Annotated in this window: 26 protein-coding genes and 1 pseudogene; 6 read left to right on the forward strand and 21 right to left on the reverse strand. The window is 69.2% G+C overall.

What is annotated here, in order from left to right; all coding sequences use genetic code 11:
* From ACFORO_RS25525 to ACFORO_RS25535, 3 genes and pseudogenes are all read right to left on the reverse strand, one after another.
* Nucleotides 1-311: pseudogene (locus ACFORO_RS25525) on the reverse strand (IS5/IS1182 family transposase); the annotation flags it as partial.
* 210 nt (nt 312-521) lie between these two features.
* The gene (locus ACFORO_RS25530; protein ID WP_377868984.1) at nt 522-2,057 is read right to left on the reverse strand and encodes a glycerol-3-phosphate dehydrogenase/oxidase; all 1,536 of its coding nucleotides are present in this window, start codon (nt 2,055-2,057) and stop codon (nt 522-524) included.
* A complete protein-coding gene (locus ACFORO_RS25535; protein ID WP_377868985.1) occupies nt 2,054-2,698 on the reverse strand; it encodes a TetR/AcrR family transcriptional regulator in 645 nt (214 codons plus the stop codon). Before ACFORO_RS25535 ends, ACFORO_RS25530 begins: the two co-directional genes overlap by 4 nt.
* 16 nt (nt 2,699-2,714) lie before the next feature.
* Here ACFORO_RS25535 and ACFORO_RS25540 point away from each other — a divergent pair, with 16 nt between their 5' ends.
* Nucleotides 2,715-4,325 carry an FAD-binding oxidoreductase gene (locus ACFORO_RS25540; RefSeq protein ID WP_377868986.1) on the forward strand — a complete coding sequence of 537 codons (1,611 nt, stop codon included), beginning with the start codon at nt 2,715-2,717 and terminating at the stop codon, nt 4,323-4,325.
* A 28-nt stretch (nt 4,326-4,353) separates the two neighbouring features.
* Nucleotides 4,354-5,085, forward strand: a complete 732-nt coding sequence (locus ACFORO_RS25545) for a class I SAM-dependent methyltransferase (protein WP_377868987.1) — start codon at nt 4,354-4,356, stop codon at nt 5,083-5,085.
* Nucleotides 5,086-5,112: 27 nt separating this feature from the next.
* On the opposite strand, the gene ACFORO_RS25550 is transcribed toward ACFORO_RS25545, so the two are convergent.
* The 7 genes from ACFORO_RS25550 to ACFORO_RS25580 form a co-directional block, all read right to left on the reverse strand.
* Nucleotides 5,113-5,670: a gamma-glutamylcyclotransferase gene (locus ACFORO_RS25550; protein WP_377896643.1), complete on the reverse strand. Its 558-nt coding sequence runs from the start codon at nt 5,668-5,670 to the stop codon at nt 5,113-5,115.
* Nucleotides 5,671-5,735: 65 nt separating this feature from the next.
* A complete protein-coding gene (locus ACFORO_RS25555) occupies nt 5,736-6,833 on the reverse strand; it encodes an S-(hydroxymethyl)mycothiol dehydrogenase (RefSeq protein WP_377868989.1) in 1,098 nt (365 codons plus the stop codon).
* Between the two features lie 77 nt (nt 6,834-6,910).
* Nucleotides 6,911-7,417: a DinB family protein gene (locus ACFORO_RS25560; protein ID WP_377868990.1), complete on the reverse strand. Its 507-nt coding sequence runs from the start codon at nt 7,415-7,417 to the stop codon at nt 6,911-6,913.
* Between the two features lie 44 nt (nt 7,418-7,461).
* Complete coding sequence (locus ACFORO_RS25565) at nt 7,462-8,721, reverse strand: peptidase C39 family protein (RefSeq protein ID WP_377868991.1); 1,260 nt, start codon at nt 8,719-8,721, stop codon at nt 7,462-7,464.
* Nucleotides 8,722-8,795: 74 nt separating this feature from the next.
* Nucleotides 8,796-9,197 carry a PaaI family thioesterase gene (locus ACFORO_RS25570; protein WP_377868992.1) on the reverse strand — a complete coding sequence of 134 codons (402 nt, stop codon included), beginning with the start codon at nt 9,195-9,197 and terminating at the stop codon, nt 8,796-8,798.
* A gap of 52 nt (nt 9,198-9,249) precedes the next feature.
* The gene (locus tag ACFORO_RS25575; RefSeq protein ID WP_377868993.1) at nt 9,250-10,965 is read right to left on the reverse strand and encodes a TIGR03767 family metallophosphoesterase; all 1,716 of its coding nucleotides are present in this window, start codon (nt 10,963-10,965) and stop codon (nt 9,250-9,252) included.
* Nucleotides 10,966-11,197: 232 nt separating this feature from the next.
* Nucleotides 11,198-11,491, reverse strand: a complete 294-nt coding sequence (locus ACFORO_RS25580) for a DUF1330 domain-containing protein (RefSeq protein WP_377869296.1) — start codon at nt 11,489-11,491, stop codon at nt 11,198-11,200.
* Nucleotides 11,492-11,542: 51 nt separating this feature from the next.
* Here ACFORO_RS25580 and ACFORO_RS25585 point away from each other — a divergent pair, with 51 nt between their 5' ends.
* Nucleotides 11,543-12,004, forward strand: coding sequence for a MarR family winged helix-turn-helix transcriptional regulator (locus ACFORO_RS25585; RefSeq protein WP_377868994.1), 462 nt, complete (start codon nt 11,543-11,545; stop codon nt 12,002-12,004).
* Here the strand turns inward: ACFORO_RS25585 and ACFORO_RS25590 are convergent.
* The 5 genes from ACFORO_RS25590 to ACFORO_RS25610 all read right to left on the reverse strand — a co-directional run bounded on the left by ACFORO_RS25590 (nt 11,995) and on the right by ACFORO_RS25610 (nt 17,312).
* A complete protein-coding gene (locus ACFORO_RS25590) occupies nt 11,995-12,465 on the reverse strand; it encodes a DUF4190 domain-containing protein (RefSeq protein WP_377868995.1) in 471 nt (156 codons plus the stop codon). The two genes, ACFORO_RS25585 and ACFORO_RS25590, sit on opposite strands and share 10 nt — an antisense overlap.
* Before the next feature lie 91 nt (nt 12,466-12,556).
* A complete protein-coding gene (locus ACFORO_RS25595) occupies nt 12,557-13,375 on the reverse strand; it encodes a carbohydrate ABC transporter permease (RefSeq protein ID WP_377868996.1) in 819 nt (272 codons plus the stop codon).
* A complete protein-coding gene (locus ACFORO_RS25600) occupies nt 13,372-14,283 on the reverse strand; it encodes a carbohydrate ABC transporter permease (RefSeq protein WP_354743134.1) in 912 nt (303 codons plus the stop codon). The genes ACFORO_RS25595 and ACFORO_RS25600 overlap by 4 nt, the downstream gene beginning before the upstream one ends.
* The gene (locus ACFORO_RS25605; RefSeq protein ID WP_377868997.1) at nt 14,280-15,584 is read right to left on the reverse strand and encodes an ABC transporter substrate-binding protein; all 1,305 of its coding nucleotides are present in this window, start codon (nt 15,582-15,584) and stop codon (nt 14,280-14,282) included. The genes ACFORO_RS25600 and ACFORO_RS25605 overlap by 4 nt, the downstream gene beginning before the upstream one ends.
* A 99-nt stretch (nt 15,585-15,683) precedes the next feature.
* Entirely contained in the window at nt 15,684-17,312 is a 1,629-nt protein-coding gene (locus ACFORO_RS25610; protein WP_377868998.1) for a long-chain fatty acid--CoA ligase, read from the reverse strand.
* Nucleotides 17,313-17,774: 462 nt separating this feature from the next.
* Here ACFORO_RS25610 and mihF point away from each other — a divergent pair, with 462 nt between their 5' ends.
* Together mihF and ACFORO_RS25620 are read left to right on the forward strand one after the other, a co-directional pair.
* Nucleotides 17,775-18,086 carry an integration host factor, actinobacterial type gene (gene mihF / locus ACFORO_RS25615; protein WP_020664542.1) on the forward strand — a complete coding sequence of 104 codons (312 nt, stop codon included), beginning with the start codon at nt 17,775-17,777 and terminating at the stop codon, nt 18,084-18,086.
* 94 nt (nt 18,087-18,180) lie between these two features.
* Nucleotides 18,181-19,347, forward strand: a complete 1,167-nt coding sequence (locus tag ACFORO_RS25620) for an isochorismate synthase (RefSeq protein ID WP_377868999.1) — start codon at nt 18,181-18,183, stop codon at nt 19,345-19,347.
* Nucleotides 19,348-19,743: 396 nt separating this feature from the next.
* On the opposite strand, the gene ACFORO_RS25625 is transcribed toward ACFORO_RS25620, so the two are convergent.
* From ACFORO_RS25625 to ACFORO_RS25645, 5 genes are all read right to left on the reverse strand, one after another.
* Nucleotides 19,744-20,433: a 4'-phosphopantetheinyl transferase family protein gene (locus ACFORO_RS25625; protein WP_377869000.1), complete on the reverse strand. Its 690-nt coding sequence runs from the start codon at nt 20,431-20,433 to the stop codon at nt 19,744-19,746.
* Between the two features lie 129 nt (nt 20,434-20,562).
* On the reverse strand, nt 20,563-20,889 hold the full coding sequence (locus ACFORO_RS25630; protein WP_037810987.1) for a hypothetical protein: 327 nt from the start codon (nt 20,887-20,889) through the stop codon (nt 20,563-20,565).
* A 46-nt stretch (nt 20,890-20,935) separates the two neighbouring features.
* Nucleotides 20,936-21,583, reverse strand: coding sequence for a TetR/AcrR family transcriptional regulator (locus ACFORO_RS25635; RefSeq protein WP_377869001.1), 648 nt, complete (start codon nt 21,581-21,583; stop codon nt 20,936-20,938).
* The gene (locus ACFORO_RS25640; RefSeq protein ID WP_377869002.1) at nt 21,580-23,115 is read right to left on the reverse strand and encodes an ATP-dependent acyl-CoA ligase; all 1,536 of its coding nucleotides are present in this window, start codon (nt 23,113-23,115) and stop codon (nt 21,580-21,582) included. Before ACFORO_RS25640 ends, ACFORO_RS25635 begins: the two co-directional genes overlap by 4 nt.
* Nucleotides 23,112-23,855, reverse strand: coding sequence for an enoyl-CoA hydratase/isomerase family protein (locus ACFORO_RS25645; RefSeq protein ID WP_377869004.1), 744 nt, complete (start codon nt 23,853-23,855; stop codon nt 23,112-23,114). Before ACFORO_RS25645 ends, ACFORO_RS25640 begins: the two co-directional genes overlap by 4 nt.
* 47 nt (nt 23,856-23,902) lie before the next feature.
* Between ACFORO_RS25645 and ACFORO_RS25650 the strand changes: the two genes are divergently transcribed.
* Entirely contained in the window at nt 23,903-25,480 is a 1,578-nt protein-coding gene (locus ACFORO_RS25650; RefSeq protein ID WP_377869005.1) for an amidohydrolase, read from the forward strand.
* A gap of 7 nt (nt 25,481-25,487) precedes the next feature.
* On the opposite strand, the gene ACFORO_RS25655 is transcribed toward ACFORO_RS25650, so the two are convergent.
* A complete protein-coding gene (locus ACFORO_RS25655; RefSeq protein WP_377869006.1) occupies nt 25,488-25,802 on the reverse strand; it encodes a hypothetical protein in 315 nt (104 codons plus the stop codon).
* Nucleotides 25,803-25,832 lie beyond the last annotated feature (30 nt).

Consider the following 25,832-nt stretch of genomic DNA (forward strand, 5'->3'; position numbering starts at 1 on the left):
ACGTGCGCGTCCCCCGCGGCCCGGCGCTGCTCCAGGACGTCGTGCAGGTCGGGGGCCTGGGCGGCGAGGGCGGTGATGGCTTCGTGCAGGTACCGGTAGGCCGTGGCGACGCCGATGCGGTGGTCGGCGGCCAGCCGGTGCACCGGGACGGCGTCGCGGAACCAGGCCAGCACCAGCACCGCCTGGCGATACGGGGTCAGCGCGCGTCGGCCGCGGCGGGTGCCGCGGGCGCGGCGTTCGGCGTGCAGGACGCGCGCGACGAACAGGGCAAGCTCGCGCGCCACGTCGAGCGTGGCACCATAGGCAATCACGTGGGGCCCCTGGGTTTTCTCGGACTTGATCTTCGCAAATCCAGTCCTACCAGCGGCCCCACGCCTCATCCCCCGGCGACACGCACCCCGCCCAGCCCTACTGAGAAAACCTCAATGTGGCATTGGGTGCATCTGACGCACCCAATGTGGCGTTCGGTGCATCTGACGCACCCAATGCCACATTGGGGCTGTACGGCCGGAAGGCAAGTTTCAGGACAGTCCGGCCAGCGTTTTCTCCACCAGTTCGGCTACCCGATCCCGGGCGGCTTCGGCGTCGGCGGGTACCAGGGACAGCCGGGTGCGGCGTTCGAGGACGTCCTCGGCAGTCGTCGCGCCCTCGTGCCGGACTGCCCACACCACCTCGGCCGCGGTGATTTCCGTCGACGCGCACAGCGGTTCCGCGAATTCCGGCTCCAGTTCGCCGAGCGCCGCCACACGGGGTGCTTCGGTGCCGTACTTGGCCACCAAGCGCGCCGGTGCGTCCACAAGCGACAGTCGGGAGCGCGGCGCGGCGCCGATCAGCGGCAGCTTCGACGTACGGGAAGGGCCAGCGGGCAATCCGGCGTGCGTCAAGGCGGCATCGACGGCGTCCTCGGCCATGCGGCGATACGTCGTCAGCTTCCCGCCGACCACGGTGAGCACGCCATCGGAACCGGTGATCACCGCGTGTTTCCGAGACAGATCGGCACTGCGCCCAGCGGAACCGGAGACGAGCGGGCGCAATCCGGCGTAAGAGCCGATCACATCGGCGGCGGTCAATGGGCGGTTCAGGACGGAAGAAGCTGTCGAAAGCAGGAAGTCCACATCGGACTCGGGCACGGAAGGGACATCGGGCACGCCGCCGGACACCGGCTCATCGGTGAGTCCTAAGTAGACCCGGCCGTCGAGTTGCGGAAGCAGGAAGACGAACCGGTTGGTCTCGCCGGGAACCGGAATGTTGACCGACGTGGCCCCGACCCGCACGGTGTCCGGTGCGAGCACCAGATGGGACCCGCGCGAAGGGCGCAGCTGCACGGAGTCAGTCAGCGTATCCGCCCAGACTCCGGTCGCGTTGATGACCTGGCGCGCGCGAAGCGTGTACGAAGTGGTCCCATCACTTACCCGCGCTTCGTTGCCGGACAAGGAAACCGCCGACAAACGCGTGAGAATCCGAGCCCCGAGCAATGCTGCGGTACGGGCGATGCTGACCACCAAACGCGCATCGTCAACCAAGGCACCGTCGTACGCCAGCAGGGCACCACGCAGCCCGTTAACAGCGAGTCCAGGGGACAATGCCAGCGCCTCAGCAGCGGGAATCCGGCGCGGTCCAGGAAGCACCGACGACGGCGTACGCGCGGCCCGTCGCAACCCGTCACCCGCCCGCAGGCCAGTGGCGATCAACGCCTGCTGCGCGGCGGAAGTACCGGGATAGAGCGGAAAAAGCTGCGGCATCGCGCGCGTGAGGTGCGGCGCGGTGCGGGTCATGAGAATCCCGCGCTCCACCGCACTCTCATGCGCGAGCCCGAGTTCGCCCTTGGCCAGGTACCGCAATCCGCCGTGCACGAGCTTGCTCGACCAGCGCGAAGTGCCGAACGCGAGATCGTGCGCCTCCACCAACGCGACGGAAAGCCCCCGCGCGGCCGCGTCGAGCGCGATGCCCGCGCCGGTGACGCCGCCGCCGACCACGAGCACATCGACTTGTTCGCCGTCGACCAAGCGGGACAGTTCGCGTTCGCGGCGGCGCGCGTTGAGGGATCCGGTGCTCATGGTTTCAACCCCGCTTCGATCAGGTGCCGGAATTCGGCGAGCAGCGCGTCCTCGCCCACGTCGGCGGTGGCCGGGCGCAGCGAGAACGCGAGCGACTGCACGACCAGCAGCACCGAGCGCGCCTGCGCGGCCACCTCGGCGGTACGCACCGATCCGTCTCGGTGCCCCTCCTCGAGCAGGCTTCGGAGCACGTGCTCGGCGAAGTGCTGCGTCGCGCCGAGCCGTTCCACGATGTACGGCAGCACCAGTTCGGCGTCGACGTCCAGCAGCGTCCGGAACAGCGGATCGGCCGACAGCGCGCCGACACTGGCCGCCGCCAGGTGCACGATGCGGTCGCGCGCGTGCGCCGTGTGGTCGCCGGACTCGTTCACCCGCTGCAGCAGACCGCTGAACTCGCGGGTCATCAGCGCGGCGAGGACACTGCGCACATCGGGGAACCGCCGGTACACCGTCATGCGGCTGACCTGCGCGGTTCGGGCGATCTCGGCGAGCGTCGTGCGCCGGACGCCGACTGCGAGCACGCACTGGCGCGCGGCGTCGAGGAGCTCGTCGTCGGCGACGCGAGCCGAGGTCGGGCGGCTGCGAGCGTCCGCGAGTGCGGAGGGGGTCGCTCCCGGTCGGGAGTGACGTTTGACGTCCATGTGTCACACTGTAGTCGTGAGCGATCTCATCAACCACCGCATCCGGCGTTCGTGGACCGAAGAGGGCTCGGCCTCGGCCGGTCTGCCCGATCGCGCGGTCCGGTGGCTTGGCCAGCGTATCGGCCAGGTCGGCCCGGATCGAGGCGGGAAAACCGGCGCGGTCAGCCCGGTCTCCGAGTCCGCGCTGACTGTGCCCGTCCGTACCGAATTCGAGGAACTTCTCGGCGCGGACCACGTGCTCCTCGATCCGCGGGAGCGCCTCGGCCGCGCTGGTGGTCTGTCCTATCTGGACCTCCTGCACGCCAGGGCGGGCGACGAGGTGCCGGTGCCGGACGCGGTGCTGCTGCCCGCGGACCCGGACCAGGTGCAGGCCGTGCTGGACATCTGCGTGCGGCACGACATCGGCGTGGTCCCGTTCGGCGGCGGCACGTCGGTGGTCGGCGGGGTCGCGGCGCTGCGCGGCGACAAGACCGCGGTGGTCGTGCTGGACCTGGTGCGGCTCGACGAACTGGTGTCGGTGGACCCGACGTCGCGGATCGCCGTGCTGCAGGCCGGCGTGCGCGGTCCGGAGGCGGAACGGCTGCTCGCGGCGCACGGGTACACGCTCGGTCACGTGCCGCAGTCGTTCGAGCGCGCCACCATCGGCGGGTTCGCGGCTACCCGGTCGGCTGGGCAGGCGTCGTCCGGTTACGGCCGGTTCGAGGACATGGTCGCCGGGGTCCGGCTGGCCACGCCCAAGGGCGAGTGGCGGCTGGGTGTCGCGCCGGCGTCCGCGGCGGGTCCGGATCTGCGGCAGCTCGCGGTCGGCAGCGAGGGCACGCTCGGCGTGATCACCGAGGTCGCGCTGCGGGTGCGGCCGTTGCCGGAGCAGCGGCATTACGAGGGCTGGATCGTCGACGGCTGGGAGGCCGGCGCGGCGGCGGTGCGGAAGCTCGCGCAGGACCACGGTTTGGCAGACGTCACGCGGCTGTCTGATGTGGACGAGACGAATGTGTCGTTCTCGCTCAACGCCGGGCTGAAGACCACTGCGCTGAAGGCATATCTCAAAGCACGCGGGATCAAGAACCCTTGTCTGCTGATTGTCGGCTGGGAAGGAGACGTCGCTCGACGCCGTCGGCGGACGTCGGCGATGTTGCGCTGTTCCGGTGCCTTGCGGATCGGCAAGGTGCTCGGCGAATCGTGGCGGCACGGCCGGTTCAACGGACCGCGACAGCGCGACGCGTTGCTGGATCTCGGCGTCTGCGTGGAAACCCTGGAGACCGCGGCCTATTGGTCCAATTTGGACGAACTGCACGACGCGGTGCGCGCGGCTTTGGTGGCCTCGCTGGGCCGCGCGATCGTGATGTGCCACGTCTCGCACGCCTACGAAACCGGTGCGTCGCTGTACTTCACGGTGCTGACGTCGCGGGACGACACCGATCCGGTCGGACAGTGGCAGCGCGCGAAAGCGGCGGCGTGCGAGGCGATCACCGGTATCGGAACGATCAGCCACCACCACGCGGTCGGCGTCGACCACGCGCCGTACCTGGAGGCGGAGATCGGCCGGATCGGACTGGACGTGCTGCGCGCGGCCAAGTCCGCAGTGGACCCGACCGGGATCCTGAACCCCGGAAAACTGCTCGGCTGAACGCGCCCGCGCGGGCAGACTGGCGCGGGTGAGCGATGCAGTGGGTTCCTTTCCGCAATACGAAGTGTTCGCCGACGAATTCCTCGACCACGCGCAAAACGGGTTCTACAACGCGCACTACGACCGCCCGGCCTGCCTGGAATTACTGGGCGACGTCGCCGGGCAGCACGTCCTCGACGCCGCGTGCGGTCCCGGCCTCTACGCCGAGGAACTGACCGCACGCGGCGCGCGAGTGACCGGGTTCGACCTCAGCCCGCGCATGGTCGAACTGAGCCGCGAGCGAGTGCCGACAGGCGAGTTCCGCGTCCAGGACCTGGCCGAACCGCTGGCCTGGCTGCCGGACGCGTCGGTGGATCAGGTGCTGTTCGCCCTCGCGCTGGAGTACGTGGACGACCGGGTCGGCGCGCTGCGCGAGTTCCGCCGGGTGCTGCGGCCAGGCGGTGCGCTGGTGTTGTCGAGGCAGCATCCGACCGGCGACTGGCTCCGGCACGGCGGCAACTACTTCGACGTCCGGGTGATCGAGGAGGTCTGGAGCCGCGGCTGGAAGGTGCGGTACTGGCTGGCTCCGCTGGAACGCACCTGCGAGGAGTTGCGCGAGGCCGGATTCCTGATCGAGCAACTGCGCGAGGGACGCCCGCCCGAGGCCGCAGCCGCGGTTGATCCCGAACGCCACGCCCGGCTTGCGCAGGAACCGCTGGGCTTCCTGACCGTGCGCGCGATCCCGGACCCGCGCCGTGAAGGGCCCCTTGAGGGAATCTGATTCCCTCAAGGAGTCCTTCACGGACAGTCAGCTGAAGGCTTGCTCCGGCGGCAGGACGGTGCAGGCGAGGCCGTGTCCTGCCGCCGGTTCGCCCACGAGTGCCGCGGCTTCGGCCTGGGCCACCTCGCACATCCGGACCGGCGAACCGTTGATCAGCAACGGAAACCGGACCGGCGCGGCCCCGACGTAAGCGTGCACGCCAGAAAGCAGCACGCCGTCCAGCCGGATGTCGGCGTTGTCCAGCGTCGCCAGGTCGTACCGATTCCCGCGACCCTCGCAGACATCCAGCACGGCCAACTGCTCCGGCGTCGCGAACCAGACGAAGTGGTCCTCCGTCACGCCCGGCAGCGCGGTGAGCGTTGCCGGGCGCTGGCCGTCGCGTTCGCGCAGCCCGGCGGCCCACACCGCGGCGAGCCCGGTGCACCGGGCGCGAGCCGCGACGACCGGTCCGGTCAGGCCGAGTTCGGTGCGCAGCCAGGTGATCTTCGACGGGCACGCGTTCGACCCGTACGCGAGCACCGGCGTGCGCGAACGCCACCCCGGCGGCGCGGTGTCCAGGGCATGGCCAGCGCCGTCGAGGTGCACGTACGAGCAGTCCGGCCGCGTGCCCGGGTACGGGTCGGCCGGATAGTCCGCGTCGGCGAAAAGAATCAGAACTCCACCACGCTGCGCAGCACGTCGCCGTGGTGCATTCGCTCGAAAGCCTGCTCCACGCCGTCGACGCCGATCCGCTCCGTGACGAACTTGTCCAGCGGCAACCGGCCCTGCAGGTACAGGTCGACGAGCATCGGGAAGTCCCGCGACGGCAGGCAATCGCCGTACCACGACGACTTCAGCGAACCGCCGCGCGAGAAGAAGTCGATCAGCGGCAGGTCGTTCAGCTTCATGTCCGGCGTGGGCACGCCGACCAGCACGACGGTGCCGGCGAGGTCGCGTCCGTAGAACGCCTGGCGCCAGGTCTCCGGACGGCCGACCGCGTCGATCACGACGTCCGGGCCGAACGAGTTCGTCGCGTCCTGCATCGCGGCGACCACGTCGTCCTCGCTCAAGCCTCGGCTGTTGACCGTGTGCGTGGCCCCGAAGTCCTTGGCCCACTGCAGTTTCCGGTCGTCAGTGTCGATCGCGACGATCGTGGTGGCCCCGGCCAGTCGCGCACCCGCGATGGCCGCGTCGCCGACGCCGCCGCAGCCGATCACCGCGACCGAATCGCCACGCCCGACCGCACCGGTGTTGATCGCCGCGCCGAGCCCGGCCATCACGCCGCAGCCCAGCAACCCGGCGACGGCGGGTTCAGCGCGCTCGTCGACCTTGGTGCACTGTCCACTGTGGACGAGCGTCTTCTCGAGGAAGGCCCCGACGCCCAGCGCGGGCGACAGTTTCGTGCCGTCGGTGAGGGTCATCGGCTGCTCGGCGTTGAAGGTCGAGAAGCAGTACCAGGGCTTGCCGCGCTTGCACGCCCGGCAGGTGCCGCAGACCGCGCGCCAGTTGAGGATCACGTAGTCGCCAGGCGCGAGATCGGTGACGCCCGCGCCGACCTTGTCCACCCGTCCCGCGGCCTCGTGCCCGAGGAGGAACGGGAACTCGTCGTTGATCCCGCCCTCGCGATAGTGCAGGTCGGTGTGGCACACCCCGCAGGCCTGCACCGACACGACGGCCTCGCCCGGTCCCGGATCCGGCACCACCACCGTCTCGAGCGTGACCGGCTCACCCTTGGCCCGCGACACGACTCCCTGGACCTCGTACGGCATATGCACAACCCTTCGACGGCGTTTCAGGGGCAGCTAATCACGGATCATGCGCATGTCGCCATAGCCCGGATCGGTCGCTACTCGCCGGTCGCCCCGTCCGCCAGCTCGCGCACCACGTCCAGCTGCCCCACATGCCGCGCGTACTCCTGAAGCAGGTGAAACAGGATCCAGCTCAACGCGGGCGGCTGCGCCGGAGGCGTGAAGCGGCCGGTGCCGCGGGCGATGTCCTCGAGCCGCGCGCCGGACACGATCGCACGAGAGGACTCGCACTCTTCCCGGAAGAGCGCCCGAACCGACTCCGCCGATTCGTCCGCGCCGACCGCCCACTTTCTGGTCTCGGGGTCCTCGTCGCCCCAGACCGGATCCACGTCCTCGCCCAGGAATCCCCAGCGCAGCCACCGCCGTTCCACGAACGCGAGGTGCTTGAGCAGCTCGAGCGGGGTCCAGCCCGACGGGAGCCTGCTGGTGCGCAGCTCGTCGTCGGACAGGCCGTCGAGCTTGCGCAGCAGCGTCGCCCGGTAGTAGTCGAGGTAGGCGAGCAGCAGCTCGCGCGGGTCGGTCAAAGTGTCCGAGGGTTCGCTCACGGACGGGAATGTAGCCCCGAAACGGCAGGGCGGACCAGCGCGTTTTACGGCGTGATCAGGTAAACGATGCCGCCCGGCCCGCCGGCCACCGCGCCGCTGTCGGTGTGCCGTTTCGTGCGCTGCCAGATCTTCTCGAACTGGTCGCGCTTGTACACCGTGCGCACGCGGCCGTCGGAGCTGGACGCCGGGTCGTTCGCGATCACATCGCCCGCCTGGGTGAAGCCGACGACGACCATCAGGTGCCCGGCCGTGCCGTAGCCCGCGCCGTCGAGTTCACTGGCCAGGAACGACTGCGAGGTGATCACCGGGATGCCGCGCGCGATGTAGCCCTCGAGTTCGTTGAGGTCGTGCAGCCGCGTGATGTGCCCGCGCAACCCGAGCGAAGCGGCGTACGCGGTGTTGAACGGCCAGTTGCCGGTGCCGTCGTACGCGTAGTCGAAGGTGTTGCGAGCGGCGTAGACGACCGAACGGTCCTGGTAGTCCGCCGGGATCCAGTCCATCTGCTGCGCGGACGGCTTGCGACCCCAGTACTCGGCGACCATCTCGGTCGACGTCGGGCTGCACCAGGCCTCGCCGCCACCGCCGTATTGCGGGAACTGTCCTTTGTGGATGTTCTGGGCGAACGGCGGCACCTTCAGCTCGATCCCGCGCGCCCGGCCGGGTTTGGTGGTCTGCACGTCGAACCGGTCCGGAACGTTCGAGGTCATCGCGCCGAGCGAGGACAGCGTCGGCGTAGTGGGCGAACCCTGCTCGCGGTACAGCGTCACGCGCAGCTGGTACGAGCGCAGCGTGACGCCCGCCTTCGTGGCGAGCGTGTCGACGTCGACCGAGGCGTTGGCGTCGCTCTGCCCGTCGACACTGGTGCGGTGGATGTCGGCGTCCCCGCTGGCCCAGCGGCCCATGGTGTACCAGGTGGTTTCGGCTCCGGCCGAAGTCCGGCCGCGCGCCTGCACCTCCAGCCACGTCTTCGCCGGGGTGCGCGCGTTCCACGACGCGATCAGCTGCGTCGCGTCGAAGCCCTGCCGGTACTTCGGCGACGTCCAGGTGCCGTAGTCGTAGGTGCGCGTGGTGCCGAGACCGGGTTCGGTGTGCGCGACGCTGCCCGCCGGATGCGTGATCCGCAGGCCGCCGTAGCCGAAGCCGAGCCCGTCGAGCCGGCCCGCGAAGAACGAGCCGGACGACCATTCGTGGTAGTCGATGGCCTCGTCGTTACGCGCCTGCCGCGGTTCCGCGGCGGCGACCTGGGTCGCACCAGCCGTGAGCATGACGATGGACAGTAACGTGCACAATCCGCGAACCCGCATTCCGGCTCCGTCCCCAGACCCCAGTGGTAGCCAAAGATTTTCGCCTTCCGGAGCGGGTAAGTAAAGAGCCGCCGCTACAACACTGCTTGCGTCTGGGTGATTTTCGCGGCCAGCTTGCCGTCGTCGTCATGGATTTCGGTCTCGACGACCACGACCCGGCGCCCGGCGTGCAGTGGTCTGGACGACGCGGTGGCGTACCCCGAACGGACGCCGCGCAGGAAGTTCGTCTTCGACTCCAGCGTCGTCGTGCCCTGCGCGCCCTCGGGAAGGTTGAGGAACGCGCAGACGGCCCCGGTCGAATCGGCCAGCGCCATCAGGGTGCCGCCGTGCAGCACGCCGCCGAGCGTGCACAGCGATTCGTCCCACGCGATCCGGCTGCGGACCAGGTCGGGGCCGTGCTCCAGCACCTCGATGCCGAGCCGTTCGCTGAACGGCATCGTCTTGTGGAACAGCTCCGTGCCTTCGACGTCGGTCATGCCGAGCAGTCAACCGCAGCCGGATGCGTGGCGTCGATTACCTCGCGGGTAATCAGCTGAGCGGGTTGGTGAGCAGCAGTTCGGTGTTGCGGTCGCCCGCCTCGCCGACGTGGCTGAGGTTGGCGTGGATGTCGTTGTAGGAGAACTCGCGGTACATCGAGGCGAGCGCGTCGGGCGTGCGGGCGGAGTAGTCCACGGCGTACGGGGCGTCGGCCTCGATGAGCGTGGTGAACACCGAGAGCGTGCCGTCGTGGTTGTCGGCCAGCTCGATCACCCGCGCGTGCTGCGGGAAGTCGATGTGGCTGGCGGTGTTGATCTCCCAGAAGCTCTGCGCCGGGGTTTTGCCGACGTGCGGGGTGATCTTGTTGAGGTGCGTGTGCCCGTTGACCCAGGCCACGACGTTCGGGAAGCGCTGCAGCATCGCGACGAACGTGTCGCCGTTGAGCCGCGGGTCCAGCAGGTGGCGCGCGTCGGGCAGGAGGTTGCCCATGGTGCCGCTGGTGTGGTGGCTGAAGAGGACGAACAGCTCGTCGGTGACGGAGTGCGTGACCTCGCGGCCGAAGAAGTCGTAGTACGTCGAGCTGTTGCGCTTGAGCGTCGACTCGACCCAGTTGAACTGCGCGAGCCCGATCGACCCGTCGGCGAACCCGCCCTGAGTAGTGGTGTCGAGGCTGATGCCGGTGACCCCAGGCGCGATCCGGAACGTGTAGTAGACGTTGCGCCCGTCGGAGTTGGCATCGGTGAAGCCGTGCCCGACCGGCCCCGGCCCGGTGTTCTTCGCGGCGAGATGCGCCTTGACGAACTCCGAAGTGCTGAACGGCCGCCGCCGCGGATCCGGCGTGACCTCGCGAACGGTGCCGCCGCCGAACAGTTCGCCAAGAGGCACACTCTGGCCCTGCTGGATCGCGGTGCCGAGCTTGCGCGCGCTGCTCTCGTCCTTGCCGATGACCTTGTATTTGCCGGTGTACCAGGCCTCGATGCCCGGAATGCCCTCCGGCAGCGTGCCGACGACGCTGTCGTCGTGATTGCCGAACGTGCAGTACCACGGCAGGTTCAGCCCAGGTGCGGTGAACGACGAGATCCCGGCTTCGAGCAGTCCGGGGATCTGCGGAAAACCCTTCTTGGTGTAGTCGTCGGCGAGCCGCGTGCCCGGGTTCCAGAATTCCGGGTTGCCCGACGCCTGGACGCCCTCGTAGCGGTTCGGGTCGCCGGAATTGGGCGTGATCGCGCCGCCGTTGAGCGTCGTGAGGAACCAGTCGAGCTCGAGCAGTTCGTGGTTGTCGGTGTTGTCGCCGGTGGTCATGACGAAGTCGAACTGCCGCCCCGTGAACGGCCCCGCGCGCAGGCTGTTGACCCGCTTGACGAGCGCACTGGTCGCGACCGTGCCGAGCGTTTCCTGCGGCCGATGCGCGGACCCGATGAACGGATGCAGGTACTCGAACCGGGCAGGCGATTCGGTGTCGGTGATGTGCAGGTCAGTGAACTGCACGAACGCGCCGAGCGCGGTCCGCCGATCGTCGCGCCCGGCCTTGGCCTCGACGAGATCCGCTCGCACGGCGACCGGCCAGCCGGGCCCGGCGGAAAGCCGCGAGTACCCAGTCGGCGCGCCGGAAGCGGCCTGGTCCAGCGTCGTCCCGCCGGTCCGGACGGCCCGCTGGCTGGTCCGCTTCAAGGCCCGGTCCAGTGCGTTGGCCGTCGGGGTGCACAGCAGCAACCCCACCCCGGCCACGCCCGCCGTGGTGAACGCCCGCCTGGTCAGTTCCGCCATGTTCCGCTCCCCGCCTCTCGCCCGTGCCCCAGCACGCTCCCGGATGTCCATGACCGCCCGGTGAACGAGACCAGAGCAGAACGCGAAGGTCTCTCACATTTGCCGTGACAATGCGGGTGACTCTGTCACACGGGGGAGAGGGGTGCTACCGCCGAACGGAGGGGTGGTCACGGCACCGGACATCCCTGCGGACTCCCGGAATCCGGTGCCGAGACCGTTGCGGCGTTGTCGGTCAGTCGATGCCTTCGACGATGCGGAAGTCGCGCTCGACGCCGTCGGCGAGGACCGCCAGCGCCTCCTGGTAAGCCTCGCTCTCGTAGGCCGCGACGGCCTGTTCGAAGCTGTCGAACTCGATCAGAACGGCGCGTTCCGCGATTCCGGCCTCGCGGGTGGCGACCCGGCCGTCACTGGACAGGAGCCGCCCACCTCCGGCTCGAACGGCCGGACCGGCCAGCTTGTTGTAGGCGGCCAGCTTCTCGGGGTCGGAAATGACGCGGTAGATGCTGGCCCAGTAGCCCTTGGCCATGGAAACCTCCGGATGCATAGAACATTTATATAAATACTCTATGCTTCACGGATGAGCCGTCAAGACGACGACACTCAGGGCGCTTCCGCGGCGATCGGGTCGATCCTCTACGGGCTGGCCACCAGGGCCGCGAGACGGCTTCCGCGCGGGATCAGCATGACCTCCGCCGCCACCCTGGCCACCCTGCACCGGTGCGGCCCGCGGCGCATCACCGAACTGGCCGCGATCGAGGGCGTCACCCAGCCCGCGATGACCGCCCTGGTCCGGGCGATGGCGGAATCCGGTCTGGTCGAGCGGAAAGGCGACGCGGCCGACAAGCGGGTCACGCTGGTGCGGCTGACCGAGGCCGGCGCGTCGTACGTGCGGGCGCGGCACCAGGCGGGCATCGACGCGTACGCGCGGCTGATCGGCGAACTCGCCGCCGACGAGGTCGAGACTCTCGTGGCGGCGCTTCCCGCGTTGACGCGCCTGGCCGAGCTCGAACGCCAGGACCGGGAAGGGCCTCAGCAGTAGAACGCGCAGCTGGCCCCCACCGCGGACAACGACACGAAGAACCAGATCAAGAAAATCACCGCCGGGATCGCGGCCAGGATCCCGCACACCAGTCCGGCGATGCCCATGCCCTGCCCGGTCCACCCGGGTTTGCCGCCCTGCACCATGCCCGCCCAGGAGAGGCCGATCGCCGTGATCGCCGCGACCACGTCGAAGAACGGAACCCAGAAGAAGATCAACGCGACGATCCCGACGACCATCCCGGCCACCGCGAGCCCGCTGGTCTTGAGCGGGACAACGCCCGGATACGGAGCGGCATAAGGCGACCCGTACATCGGCGCCCCATAAGGCACCGGCGGCTGGCCGTATCCCGGCGCGGGCGTGGGCCCGGACGGATACCCGGGAGCCGGGACGGGCGCGGACGGATGCCCCTGCGCCGGGTCTTGGCCGGGATAGGGCTGCTGCTGATAAGGGTCCGTCATGGGTGCACTCCTGCTACGACTGTGGCGACGGTGAGTCGTCGGCGGCTAACGGCGAAACGTTACGCGCGGTCGCCGGTCGATGTGACGGTTTTCAGCCTTTCAACCCGGATTCGGTGACCCCGTGTACCAGATAGCGCTGGAGAAACGCGAAGAGCGCCACGATCGGCACGATCGACAGCACCGCGGCCAGGAACAGCAGGTTCAGCTGCGGGTTCTGCGCGGTCAGCAGTCCGGAGAGCGCGACCTGCACCGTCCACGAGTCCGGCGACTGCGCGATGATCAGCGGCCACAGGAACGCGTTCCAGCTGCCGATCACGGTGATCACCGCGATCGCGGCGAAGAAGCCGCGCGAATTGGGCACCACGATCTTGCGGAAGACGCCCCAGCGGGACAGGCCGTCGACGCGGCCGGCGTCTTCCAGTTCCTTCGGGAAGTCCAGGAAGTACTGCCGGAACAGGAAAACGCTGAACGCGCTGAACAGGCCCGGGATCACCAGGCCGCGGAAGTCCGAGAGCCAGCCGAGCGTCGACACGACCACGAAACTCGGCACGAACGTCACCGACGTCGGGATCATCAGCGTCGCCAGCACCGCGTAGAACACCGGCTTCGAATAGCGGTATGGCACCCGCGCCAGTCCGTAGCCGGCGAGCGAGCACACCGCCAGCAGGCCGACGGTTTGCAGGACCGCGACGACAACCGAGTTCAGGATGCTGCGCGCGAACGGCACGTCCTGCTGGTCGAACAGCTTCGTGAAATTCTCCCAGTGGATCTGCTTCGGCCACAGTGTCCAGTCCGGCGCGGTGATCTCCGCGCGCGACGCGAGACCGTTGCGCAGCAACAGATAGAACGGCAGCAGGAACAGGATCGCGGACACGCCGAGCGCCGTCCAGCGAAGCACCGCGCGGATCATGACGCGCTCCGATCGAACCGGAAAAGCTTGCCCTGCAGGAGTGTCACCGCGGCGATCAGCAGCGCCAGGATGATCGCGCCCGCGCTGCCGCGGCCCAGATCCTGGCCGCCGGAGCCGAGCGACGTGTAGTAGAGGTACACCAGCGGCGGCCGCGCGAACGGCGGGTAACCCCGGGAATCGCCCATGATGTTGTAAAACTCGTCGAACGCCTGATAGGCGTTGATCAGGTTCAGCAGCAGCACGGCCACCGACGTCGCGCGCAGCTGCGGCAGCGTGATGTGCCGGAAAACCTGCCAGCCCGGTTTCGCGCCGTCGAGCCACGCCGCCTCGTACAGATGCTGCGGAATCCGTTGCAGCGCGGCGAGGAACAGGATCATGTAGAAGCCGAGTTGCAGCCACAGCCGGGCGGTCACCAGCACGATCCAGTACAGCGGCGGGTGCACGGTGCCGGTCCACGCCACCGGGTCGACGCCGAAAACGCCGAGCACCGTGTTCGCGAGGCCGTAGCGGACGCCGGAGAACAGCGACGTCTTCCAGATCAGCGACGCCACCACGTACGAACACGCGAACGGCAGGAAGAACACCGAACGGAAGAACGCCTTCGCGAACCTCAGCTGGTTCACGCCGACCGCCAACGCCAGCGACAGCACGAACGTCAGCGGAACGATGAAGACGGCGAACACGCTGAACGTGCCGAGGCTTGAGACGAACGGGCCGTCGGAGAGCATGTGCGCGTAGTTGTCCAGGCCGACGAAGACGCTCGGGGTGACGGTGTTGCGCGCGTCGAAGAACGACAGGTACAGGCTCCACCCGATCGGCACGTAGGCGAAGATCGCCAGTCCGAGCAGGAACGGGCCCACGAACCCCCAGAACGCCAGCGTATCCCGGGCTTTCCGGGACAGCTTCATCCGAAGAGGCGTTTCAGCTCGGACTGCGCGACGGTGACCGCGGCCTTGGTCTGCGCCACCGGGTCCGCGCCCTCCTTGGCGATCTTCGCGACCGCGTCCGACAGCGCGGTGTTCGCGGTCTGTGTCCACACTGGACCGCCGATGAGGTGGCTGTTCTCCTTGACGAACTTCACCACGTCCGCGGCCGGGCCGGTTTGCAGCGTCTGCGCCTTGTCGATCAGGCTCTGCCGGGCGGGCACGTGGAAGCCGTAGCGGGTGGCGAATTCGAGCTGGCTGTCGGTCTGGTCGATCCACAGCCACTTCACGAACGCCTTGGCCTCGTTGACGTGCGCGCTCTTCGCGTTGACCATCGCGCCGTACGCGCCGACCGGAACTGAGGGCTTGCCGCTGTCGTCCAGCTTCGGGAACGGCAGGACGCCGAAGTCGTCGTTGAGCGCGTCGCGGACCTTCGGGACGTTCCACAGCCCGGTCCACTGCATCGCGCAGAGCCCGTCGACGAACGCGCCCGGGTCCGACCAGTCGGCGGGAGCGCCGAGCAGCAGGGAACCGTTGGTGTTCAGCGTGTGCAGCTTGCTGAACGCGGCGGCCGAGCGTGGATCGTCGAAGCCGACCTCGCGGTTGTTGTTCTTCAGATAGTCGAGCCCGGCCGACCACAGCAGCGGCCCGGTGAGCGTGCCGACGCCGCCGTCATTGCCCGCGAACAGGCCCTTCACGCCGTCCTTCGACAGCTTGCTCGCGGCGTCGATCAGCTCGTCCACGGTCTGCGGCGGCTGCACGCCGGCGGCCTGCAGCATGCTCTTGCGGTAGAAGAGCACCTGCGTGTCGGTGGCCTGCGGAATGCCGTAGACCTTGCCCTCCACCGTCTGCGCGGCGAGCACGGCGGGGCTGAAGTCGTTCTTGACCGGCCCGATGATGTCGTCCAGCGACACCACCTGGTTCTGCCGGACCCAGTCGATCTTCACCTGCGCCTCGAAGACGTCCGGCACCGGGCTGTTCTGCAGCGCGGTGACGATCTTCGAGTCGTAGTCGCCGGGGTTCCACACCACGTTGACCTTCGCGCCCGAGTAGCTGGCCGCGTAGTTCTTGACGGCTTCCTGCACGCCGTCCTCGCCGTATGCGTGGTACCACTGCTGCAGCGTGACCTTCGGGGCCTGCGACGTGGTCGACGCACCCGCCGACATCGCCGTGGACGGCGGCGGATCCCCCGGCCGCCCGGTATTCGACCCGCACGCCGCCGCGACCGCTCCCACCGCCGCCGTTCCCGCCAACGACAGGAACGCCCTCCTGCTTCGCTGCTGCATCCCCAGTTCTCCTCCGACGTGCTGGGAAGGACTCCTTGCGTGCAACAGATTCCCCCGCGTTGTCCTTCCCAGGCCGACAACTCGCCGGAGATTTACCGCTCAGAGGTGTGAGATGTCGAGCTTTCCCTCGGAGTAGGACGCGCGCAGCCGCTTCTTGTCGAACTTGCCGACACTCGTCTTGGGCACCTCCGCCACGAACGTCCAGTTCTCCGGCAGCTGCCACTTCGCGACCTTGTCCGACAGGTACTCGCGCAGTTCTTCGGCGCTGGTCTGCTGGCCTTCCTTGACCACGACGGCGACCAGCGGGCGTTCGTCCCACTTCTCGTCCGGGATGCCGACGACCGCCGCCTCGGCTACCGCCGGATGGCCCATCACCGCGTTCTCCAGGTCCACCGACGAGATCCACTCGCCGCCGGACTTGATCACGTCCTTCGCGCGGTCGGTCAGGGTCAGGAAGCCGTCCGGGCTGATCTTGCCGACGTCGCCGGTGCGCAGCCAGCCGTCGTGGAACTTCTCCGGGTCGATGTCCGATCCGCCGTGGTAGGCGCCGGCGATCCACGGACCGGAGACCTCCAGCTCGCCGACCGCCTCGTTGTCCCACGGCAGTTCCTCGCCGTCGTCGCCGATCAGCCGGGCCGCCACGGACGCCGGGAACCGGCCCTGGGTGTAGCGGTAGGCCCAGCGCTCCTCGCCGGTGGCGCTGGCGGGCGGACGCGCGACGCTGCCCAGCGGCGACGTCTCGGTCATGCCCCACGCGTGCAGGATCGGCACGTCGTAGCGCTCCTCGAAGGCGTGCATCAGCGACGGCGGCGCGGCCGATCCGCCGACGACCACCTCGCGCACGTGGCTGATGTCCTGCGGGTTCGCGTCCAGGTGCGCGAGCAGGCCCTGCCAGATCGTCGGCACCGCGGCCGCGAACGTCGGTTTCTCCGCGGCCAGCAGCGCCGCGATCGGGGCCGGCTGCAGGAACCGGTCCGGCATCAGCAGCGAGGAGCCGACCATCATCGCCGCGTACGGCAGGCCCCACGACATCGCGTGGAACATCGGCACGATCGCCAGCGCCAGGTCTTCCTGGGCGAGCCGCATGCTGTCGGTCATGCAGACCTGCATCGAGTGCAGCCAGATCGACCGGTGCGAGTAGACGACGCCCTTCGGGTCACCCGTGGTGCCGGACGTGTAACACATCGCGGCCGCGGCCCGCTCGTCGATCTCCGGCCAGTCGAACTCGTCGGACTGCCCGGCCAGGAGCTCGTCGTAGGAGTGCACGGTGACGCCCTCGGGCGCGGTGAGCGCGGACGCGTCGCCGTTGGCCACGATCACGTGCTTGACCGTCTTCATCCCGGGCAGGTTGCTCGCCAGCAGGGGAACGAGCGTGCCGTCGACGATGACGACGTGGTCCTCGGCGTGGTTCGCGACGAAAACCAGCTGTTCGGGGAACAGCCGGATGTTCAGCGTGTGCAGCACCGCGCCCATGGCGGGCACTGCCAGGTAGGCGGCGAGGTGCTCGGCGTTGTTCCACATGAACGTGCCGACCCGCTGGTCGCCGGTGACGCCGAGGCCGCGCAGCGCGTTCGCCAGCCGGGCGGCGTGCTTGCCGAGCTCCGCGTACGTCTCCCGGCGGGCTTCTGAACCGGTCCAGGTGACGACTTCGCTCTTCGCGTGCACCTTCGTGCCGTGGCGCAGCAGCTTCGCGAGCGACAGCTGTCCGTCCTGCATCGTGCTCAACATGGGTGACTCCCGTGGTGCTGGTTCGCCGGTGAACTGGGGGTGCGCCCGACTCTAATGCGCATCCGCCGGATCAGGCACGAACAAGTTCGGTAACGGCTTGCCGGGCCTCTCCCGCCATCGGGTGGCGGCCCTGGCCGTTCATGATCCACTTCTGTCGCGCTTTCTGTTGCGGGACAAGAAAATGCGTTGTGTTAACTGTGTGGAAATACACTCCCGTTCGGGTGAGGTAATGGGGGTGGAAATGAGCCCTTCGAGGCCGTTTTCACAGGTCGCGAGGGGTCCCCTCGCGCAGGTCCGCCGGGCTCGTCGACGGGTGATAAGTGCGTGTCGGTTGCGCGTACTGCGGGCACGTGGCGTTTACTGGGGCCGTGGTAAGTGACGGCTGGCCAGCGCTTGCAGCTGCAAGCATCGGCTGAGACCGTCGGCCGCGAAAGCGGAGACCTGAGAGGAAAGGACATTACGTTGGCTCTGCCCACGTTGACTCCGGAGCAGCGCGCCGAGGCCCTCGCCAAGGCGGCAGAGGCTCGTAAGGCGCGTTCGGAGCTGCTCGCTTCGATCAAGTCCGGCAAGGAGAGCATCGAGTCGGTGCTCAAGCGGGCCAAGGAGAACAAGACCGTCGGCAAGACGAAGGTCACGCAGCTTCTCAAGGCGGTGCCCGGACTGGGCGCGGTCAAGGTCGCCGCGCTGCTCGAGCAGGCGGGGATCGACCCCGACCGCCGGGCCGCTGGCCTGGGCGAACGGCAGCGCGAAGCGCTGATCGACGCGCTCAAGTAACGCTGATCCGGCGGCCGCGGGGAAGGTGTGCGCGAAGGTGTTGCACCGGCGACACTTTCCCCGCGGCGCTCCCGGATCCTGAGACGCTGGTGGAGTGACGACCAGTACCGCGCCGGCGACCCCGGCGCAGACCACCGTCCGCTACCAGCGCGGCGACTTCTTGTTCGCGACCGCCCGGCGTGCCCTGCTCGCCCGCGGTGCGCTCGGGGCTGTCACCGACGCCGACCCGCGCCGCCTCGCCCGCTCGGCAGCCGCTGAGCTGGAGCGTTCCGGCGTGCCGCTCGCCGTCGGGGTGCTCCCGTTCGACACCGGACCCGGCGCTTCCTCGCCGGGGCACCTCGTGCTGCCCCGGACGGTGCATCGCGCCCAGTCCGCCGCCGAGACCCCGCCCGCTCCGCCCGCCGCCGACCTGCCCGCTCCCGCGGCCACCCGGCGGCTTCCGTCCGCGGACGGCCACCGCGAGAACGTGCGGGCGGCCGTCGCCGCACTGCGCGACCGTGACCTGCGCAAAGCCGTGCTCGCCCGCGCGCTCGAGCTGGAATTCGACGCACCGATCCCGGTCGAGGGAATCGTGCGCAACCTCGCGCGCGGCAACCCGCGCCACTTCACCTACGCCGCCGAACTGCCTGGTGGCCGCACTCTCGTCGGGGCCACCCCTGAGCTGCTGCTTTCCCGGACCGGCGACTCCGTGTTCACGAACCCGCACGCCGGGTCGATGCCGCGTTCGGCGGACCCGGAGACCGACCGGGCCAACGGCGAAGCCCTCCTCGCGTCCGCGAAGGACCGCGAGGAGCACGACCTGGTGATCGACTACGTCGTCGAGTCGCTGCGGCCGTTCTGCCGGAAACTCGACGTCCCAGCCGGTCCGGAGCTGGTCTCCACGCCCGCGATCTGGCACCTGCGGACGTCCATCACCGGCGAGCTGGCGGACCGCTCGGTGACCGCCCTCGACCTCGCCGCCGCGATGCATCCGACGCCGGCGGTCTGCGGCACCCCGACCGTCGCCGCGCGCGACCTGGTGCAGGAGCTGGAGCCGTTCGACCGCGGGTACTACGCGGGCGCGGTCGGCTGGGTGGACGCGGCGGGCGACGGGGAGTGGGCCGTCGCGATCCGGTGCGCCGAGGTGGCCGAGAAGTCGATGCGGCTCTACGCGGGCGGCGGCATCGTGCCCGCCTCGGACCCGGACACCGAGTACCGGGAGACGATCGCGAAATTCCGCACGCTGCTCGGCGCGATGGGGCTGGACGACAGCGCCTCGTGAGGCTTTACGCCGGTTAGCGCGGACGCCATGCTGGCTGCCTGCGGTGGGGAGCGCCCCAATGCCACATTGGGTGCGTGGGATGCACCGAATGTGGCGTTGGGTGCGTGGGATGCACCCAATGTGGCGTTGGGTGCGTGGGATGCACCGAATGTGGCGTTGGGTGCGTTGAGCGCACCCAAGGGGGTTTTCTCGGTAGTGAGGGTGGCGTTGGCGCCGGGAGTGCTTCGCGCCGCGCTGGCGAGCATCGCGACAGCGCTCCCGACGCACCCCGCGCTACTGAGAAAAACCTCAATGTGGCATCGGGGTGCGCAAGACCGCACAACCCGAACCCGCAGAGCGCCGCGGCCCCAGAATGCTGAGCCTGCGCCCTCGCTTGGCGAGTCTTCCGCGCGACCTTTACGGCACCCAGTGCTCCTCGGTGACGCTCAGGCTGTCCGCGGTCAACGCCGCCACCGCCGCCCGATGCCCGTCGGCCGCCTTGAGGTCGGCGAGCCGGGTCCGCGCCGGGTCGAGCGCTTCGTCGCCGGACGCCACCAACTCGGCGGGAGCGTCGTAGCGGGAGAACGTGATGCTCTGCAGCGGGATCTTCAGCCCCTTGCCGGTGGCCTTCATCACCGCTTCCTTGCGCGTCCAGTAGATGAAGAACGCCGCCGAACGCGCCTCGTCCGACAGGCCCGCGACGGCTTCCCGCTCGGCCGGGCTCAGCGCGTACTCCACGAGCGAGGCGTCCGCCTTGCGGCTGGCGGTTTCGACGTCGAGGCCGACTGGCACCCCGTCGGCGACCGCGAGACCGATCAGATTGCCCGAATGCGAGATCGACAGCACGAGGTCCGAACCCGGCACGCGCGGACGGCCGTGCGGTTTGCCGCAGTCGTCGCAGGTCGCGTCGAAGCGCACGGACTCCGTCGCGCCGCCGAGCCGTTCCGCGACGAGCGTCTTCGCGAGCACCCGGCCGGTCAGGAAGCGGCGCTGGTCGATTTCGAGCCGGTACGCGTCGTAGCGGCCGTGCTCCAGTTCGTCCAGCAGCTTCAGGTAGCGGTCCTCCGCGGGCAGCGGTTCGGACCAGCGCACCACGATTTCGGTCACCGGCAATACCCTCCCTCGTCCGCCTCCGATCTTGCCCGGGTGCGCCGAGGTTTGTCATGCCCCTACCCGCGAACGCGGCGAAGGCCCCCTCGGAGTCCGAGAGGGCCTTCGCGGCGGAGATGACGAGTGCTAAGACTTGTTCTTGTCGCGCATCGCGATCGGGACCCCGGCTAGGTCCTCCTCATTGCACAGCAATTTCACGTCGTAGTAGGGCGAACCCTGTCGCTCGTCGTAGTCTAGGTGGATCGCGAGGACGTCGAGCGGTTCTCCCAGCCACTCCTGCGCTTGGCGCAGCCATACTGCACAGCGCTCGAGCGCGCTGGGCAGGTCGTCGTCACGAAACTCGACTGGCCGATACGGGACGTCCTGGACCTGATCGCGCGGGTTTGAGGGTGCGGGCAGGCCAGGCGAGAGACCCGAGTCGTCCAGTTCGAGTTGGATCGTTTGCTCAGTCACCCTTCGAGCGTCCCCCACGTTCGCCGTCTGAGCAAGGCGTATGGCGCTAAAAGCCCTCTTGGACAGGCAAGTCCCACACCTGGGCGACCACTTCGAGGCATTGCCGGAGGTCGTGGGCACGCACCGCGACCGGATGCCCGAGCACCCGCAATCCCAGTTCCGCGTAGTGCGCGGCCAGGTCTTCGAGCTTGAGCGGGCCTTTCGGCGAATACCACCGGGCCACGCCGCTGCACATTTCCAGCAATGCGAGCCGGGTCACGGCCGGTTGTGCGGTGTGGAACACGTTTGCCGCGGCGCCGTCTTCGATCGCGTTCGCCCAGTACTGCTCGTATTCGTCCCGCAGTGCGACGACCCGGGCACGCGCCGGAGCCGACAGCGCGTCGACTTCGTTGTCCACCACCCGGGTTTCGCCGGGCTGCGCGGCGTGCGCGAGGACGTGCAGCGCGACCAGCGTGCGCATCCGGACCACCGGATCGTCGCTGCCCGCGGTGGCTTTCGCGACCGCGTCGATCAGGCGGCGCAGCGAGGCCGTCATGATCTCGACAAGAAGATCTTCCTTGGTGCCCATGTAGTGATAGAGCGTCGCCGAAGAAAGTTCGGCCTCCTGGGCCAGATCCCGAATGCCTGTGCCGTGGAAACCCTTGGTGGCGAACAGTTTCACGGCCGCTGCCCGTACTCGCTCGGCGCTGCTCACTGCCACTCCCCGGTGCTGCGGTCCCAGGATCCGGCACGGAGGTCGGCGACCTTGCGCAGCTCGCCCTTCGCGACGCGCTCCGACGGCGTGCGCGGAAGGTCGTTGGCGAACGTCCAGAACCTCGGCACCTTGAAGTACGCCAGCTGCCGCGCGCAGAACTCCGCCAGCTCCTCAGGCGACGGGCGGTTCTCGCCGCACACGACGTACGCCTTCACCTCCTCGCCGCGGAGCTCGTCCGGCACCGCGAGCACGGCCGCGAGCTGCACTTTCGGATGCTGCAGCAGCGCGCGCTCGACCTCGTCGGCGGAGATGTTCTCGCCGCTGCGGCGGATCATGTCCTTGGTGCGGCCGAGGTAGTAGACGCGGCCCTCGGCGTCCATCCGCGCCAGGTCGCCGGTGTGGAACCAGCCGCCGGCGAAGGCCCGCGCGGTCGCTTCGGGGTCCTCGTGGTAGCCGTGCATCAGCCCGATGCCGCGGATCAGGAGCTCGCCGGTTTCCCCGCGTGGCAACGGTTTCCCGTTCTCGTCGGCGATCATCGCCTCGCGGTCGCGGGTCGGCCGCCCGATGCAGCCGGTGCCGACCGCGGCGTCGTGATCGGCCTCGGAGACCCGGATGTCGCCGCCGGTCTCGGTCATCCCGAACGCCTCGTACCACGGCACGCCCCAGCGCTCCTCCAGCTGAGCGTGCAGGTCCGGCGGGATCGCCGACGCGCTGATCGCGCGGACGCGGTGGTTCCGGTCGTCCGGGTGCGGCGGCTGGCGCAGCAGCAGTGTCGGCATCAGGCCGAGGCAGTAGAACCAGGTGACCTCGTGCTCGCGGACCTTCGCCCAGAACGTGGAGGGATGGAAGCGGTCCAGCACGACGAGCGTCGCTCCGGCGGCGAGCGCGAGTGCGACGTTCCACTGTGGATCAATGTAGTGGAACGGTTGTGCGGTAAGCAGAACGTCGTCTTCGCCGACGGCGGGGAAGTCGGTGGCGAGGCCGATCGCGAGCGTGGTCCAGTACCGGTGCGGCAGCACGCAGCCCTTCGGCGCGCCGGTGGTGCCGGACGTGTACTGGATGTTCACCGGCTGTTCGGCTACCACCGATTCAGGTTCGCACCGCCTTTCCGACTGCAGCGCGTCCGGCGTGAGGACGCGTTCCACGGCCGTTTCCGGCGCGATTTTCTCCAGCAGTTCCACGAACTCCTCGGCGGCTACCGCGAGCCGCGCGCCGGAGTGGCGCAGGACGTGCGCGCCGTCGAATTCGCGGTAGTTGATGTTCACCGGGACCAGAACTGCGCCGAGTTTGGCGAGCGCGAGCCAGAGGAGCGGGAATTCCGGCTCATTGCGGAGCATCACCGCGACGCGATCGCCTGCCTGGACGCCTTGGTCCCGGAGCGCTTTCGCCAGGCGTCCGCTGCGGTCGTCGACCTCGGCGAAGGTGAACCGGGTATCGGTGCTGTCGAAGATCCACGCGGTGCGCTCCGGCCAGAGCTGCGCGGCGCGCGTGACCAGCGCGACCAGGGTGTCGACGTTCTGCAGCGGCGTCACGCCCGGCTCCGGAACGCTTCGGTCGACTCGCGGACCGCGGCCGAGTGCTCGGTGATCAGGGCGTGGGTGACCTCGAGTTCCAGCGCGGAGTCGAAGGCGTGGTCGATCCCGGCGTCCAGCGCGCGCTTCGCCATCGTGGCGGCCTCCGGCGGGTGATGCGCGATCTTCTCCGCCCAGCCGAGCGCCAGCGGCATCAGCTCGTCCGCCGGTACAGCGGCGTTGACGAGGCCGAGGTCGTGCGCGCGACGGCCGTCGAACCGGTCGCCGAGCAGCAGCAGTTCCTTGGCCTTGACCGGCCCGACCAGCAGCGGGAGCAGCCTCGACGCGGCACCGGTGACGCTCAGCCCCAGCGAGACCTCGGGGAACGCGAACACCGCGTCCTCGGCGGCCAGGATCAGGTCGCAGCCCAGCGCGAACTCCGCGCCCGCGCCGATCGCGTACCCGTGCACGGCGGCGATCACCGGCTGACGCAGCGCACGCAGTCGTCGCGTCACGTCCTGGAGCCGCTCCAGCCTCGCCCGGGAGTCACCCTCGGGGGTGGGTTCCTTCAGGTCGTGCCCGGCGCAGAAGGCGCGGCCGTTGCCGGAGAGCAGGACGACGCGGGCGTCGCTCTGCGCGACTTCCTCCAGCGCGGTCAGGAAGTCGTCCACCAGCACGGGCGCGACGGCGTTCAGCCGCTCGGGCCGGTTCAGCCGGATCTGCGCGATGCCGCCCTCGACGGCCAGGTCAACGGTGCTCATGGGAGGGAGCCTAGACGTTCGATCGATCGATCGATAGTGTCGAAGGCATGCAGGTTGACGCGGTGTACGAGAACGCCAGGCTGGTCACCGGCGACACCGCGCTGGCGGTGCTGCACGGCCGGATCGTTGCGCTCGGCGACGACGCGCGCGAGCTGTCCGCCCGCCGCCGGGTGGATCTCGGCGGGGGTTTCGTCGCGCCCGGGTTCCACGACGCGCACAACCACATGGCCTGGTTCGGCATGGGCCTGGACGACGTGCCGCTCAGTGATTGCCGCAGCGTCGACGAGGTGTACGCGGCCGTGGCGCGGCGCGCGGCCGAGCTGCCCGCCGGGAGCTGGGTCGTCGGCAGCGGCTACGACCAGAACAAACTCGCCGGCGGCGAACACCCCGACCGGCACGGCCTGGATCGCGCCGCGCCCGGCAAGCTGGTGCGGCTCAAGCACACGTCCGGCCACATGACGCTGGTGAACTCCGCGGTACTGGACCTGCTGGACCTCGCGAACGTGCCCGTCGGCGGCGACGTGGTCCGCTCCGCCGACGGCTTGCCGACTGGTCTGCTGCGCGAGCAGGCGCAGTTGCTGCTGCGTCCGCTGACGTACCCGACGCCGCTCGAATCGGTGGTCCGGGGCCTCGACCGGGCGAGCCGGCAGTACCTGTCCGAGGGCATCACGAGCGTCCAGGAAGCCGGAATCGGCGGCGGCCTGGTCGGCGAGACACCGGCCGAGCTGGCCGCGTACCAGCTCGCGCGCGAACGCGGCGTTCTGCGAGTGCGGAGCACGGTGATGGTCGCCGCGAGCGTCCTGCACGACCTGCCCGACGGCGCCGGCTTCGGCCTGGACCTTGGCCTGCGCACCGGACTGGGCGACGAGTGGCTGCGCGTCGGCCCGATGAAGCTCTTCGCCGACGGCTCGCTGATCGGCCGCACCTGCGCGATGCACGAGCCGTTCGACGGCGAACCGGACAACCGCGGCTACTTCCAGGTGCCCGAGGACGAGCTGACGCGCACCATCCGCCGGGCCCACGACGCCGGCTGGCAAATCGCGACCCACGCCATCGGCGACCGGGCCGTCACCGTGGTCCTCGACGCCTACGAAGCCGCCCTCGCCGCCACTCCGCGCGCCGACCACCGGCACCGCATCGAACACTGCGCCGTGCTCCCGCCCGCGGAGCTGACCCGCCTGGCCTCGCTGGGCCTGATCGCGTCCCCGCAGGGCCGGTTCGTGAACGAACTGGGCGACGGCATGCGCGCGGCCCTCGGCGAATCGCGGGTGCCGTGGTGCTACCGCCTCCGCAGCGTCCTGGACGCCGGATGCGTGCTGCCCGCCAGCTCAGACCGCCCCGTCGTCGACGGCGCCCCGCTGCTGGGCCTCGCCGACATGGTCCACCGCCGGACGTCCACCGGCGCACCGTTCTCGGTCGAGGAGGCGCTGACCCCGGCGGAGGCCCTGCGCGCCTACACGTACGGCTCTGCCTATGCCACCTTCGCGGAGGGCTACCTCGGCACACTGGAACCGGGGAAGCTCGCGGATTTCGTGGTGCTGTCCGCGGATCCACTGTCCACTGTGGAGGACGCGAAGGTGCTCGGCACGGCGGTGGGCGGCGAGCTTCTTTACGAGGCCTCGTGATGCTGTTTCACTTGGCTGCGAACGCCATCGCCTCCCGGGCTATCGTGCTCCACTTCAGTGGAGCCTCCGGATCCATCGAAAACCACTCCTTCATCGGGATGCCTTTGTTCGCGTCGAACCGCACGCCGTGGCCGCGGTTCACCAGCTCGTCCACCCGGGGCTTCGGCAGCTTCACCACGAGGCGGCCGCGGACGAACATCGCGAAAATCCGTCCGTGCACCTTGAGCGCGTGCGAGCCGAAGCCGCGGCCGATCCGGGGCGGCGCGACCCCCGGGCAGTGCTGCAGCTCGTCGACCAGGTCTTCGAACCGCTCTGCTGTCATTCCCGCACGGTAACCGAGACCACCGACAAA

The organism is Amycolatopsis halotolerans (assembly GCF_042647905.1).
GTDB lineage: Bacteria > Actinomycetota > Actinomycetes > Mycobacteriales > Pseudonocardiaceae > Amycolatopsis > Amycolatopsis halotolerans.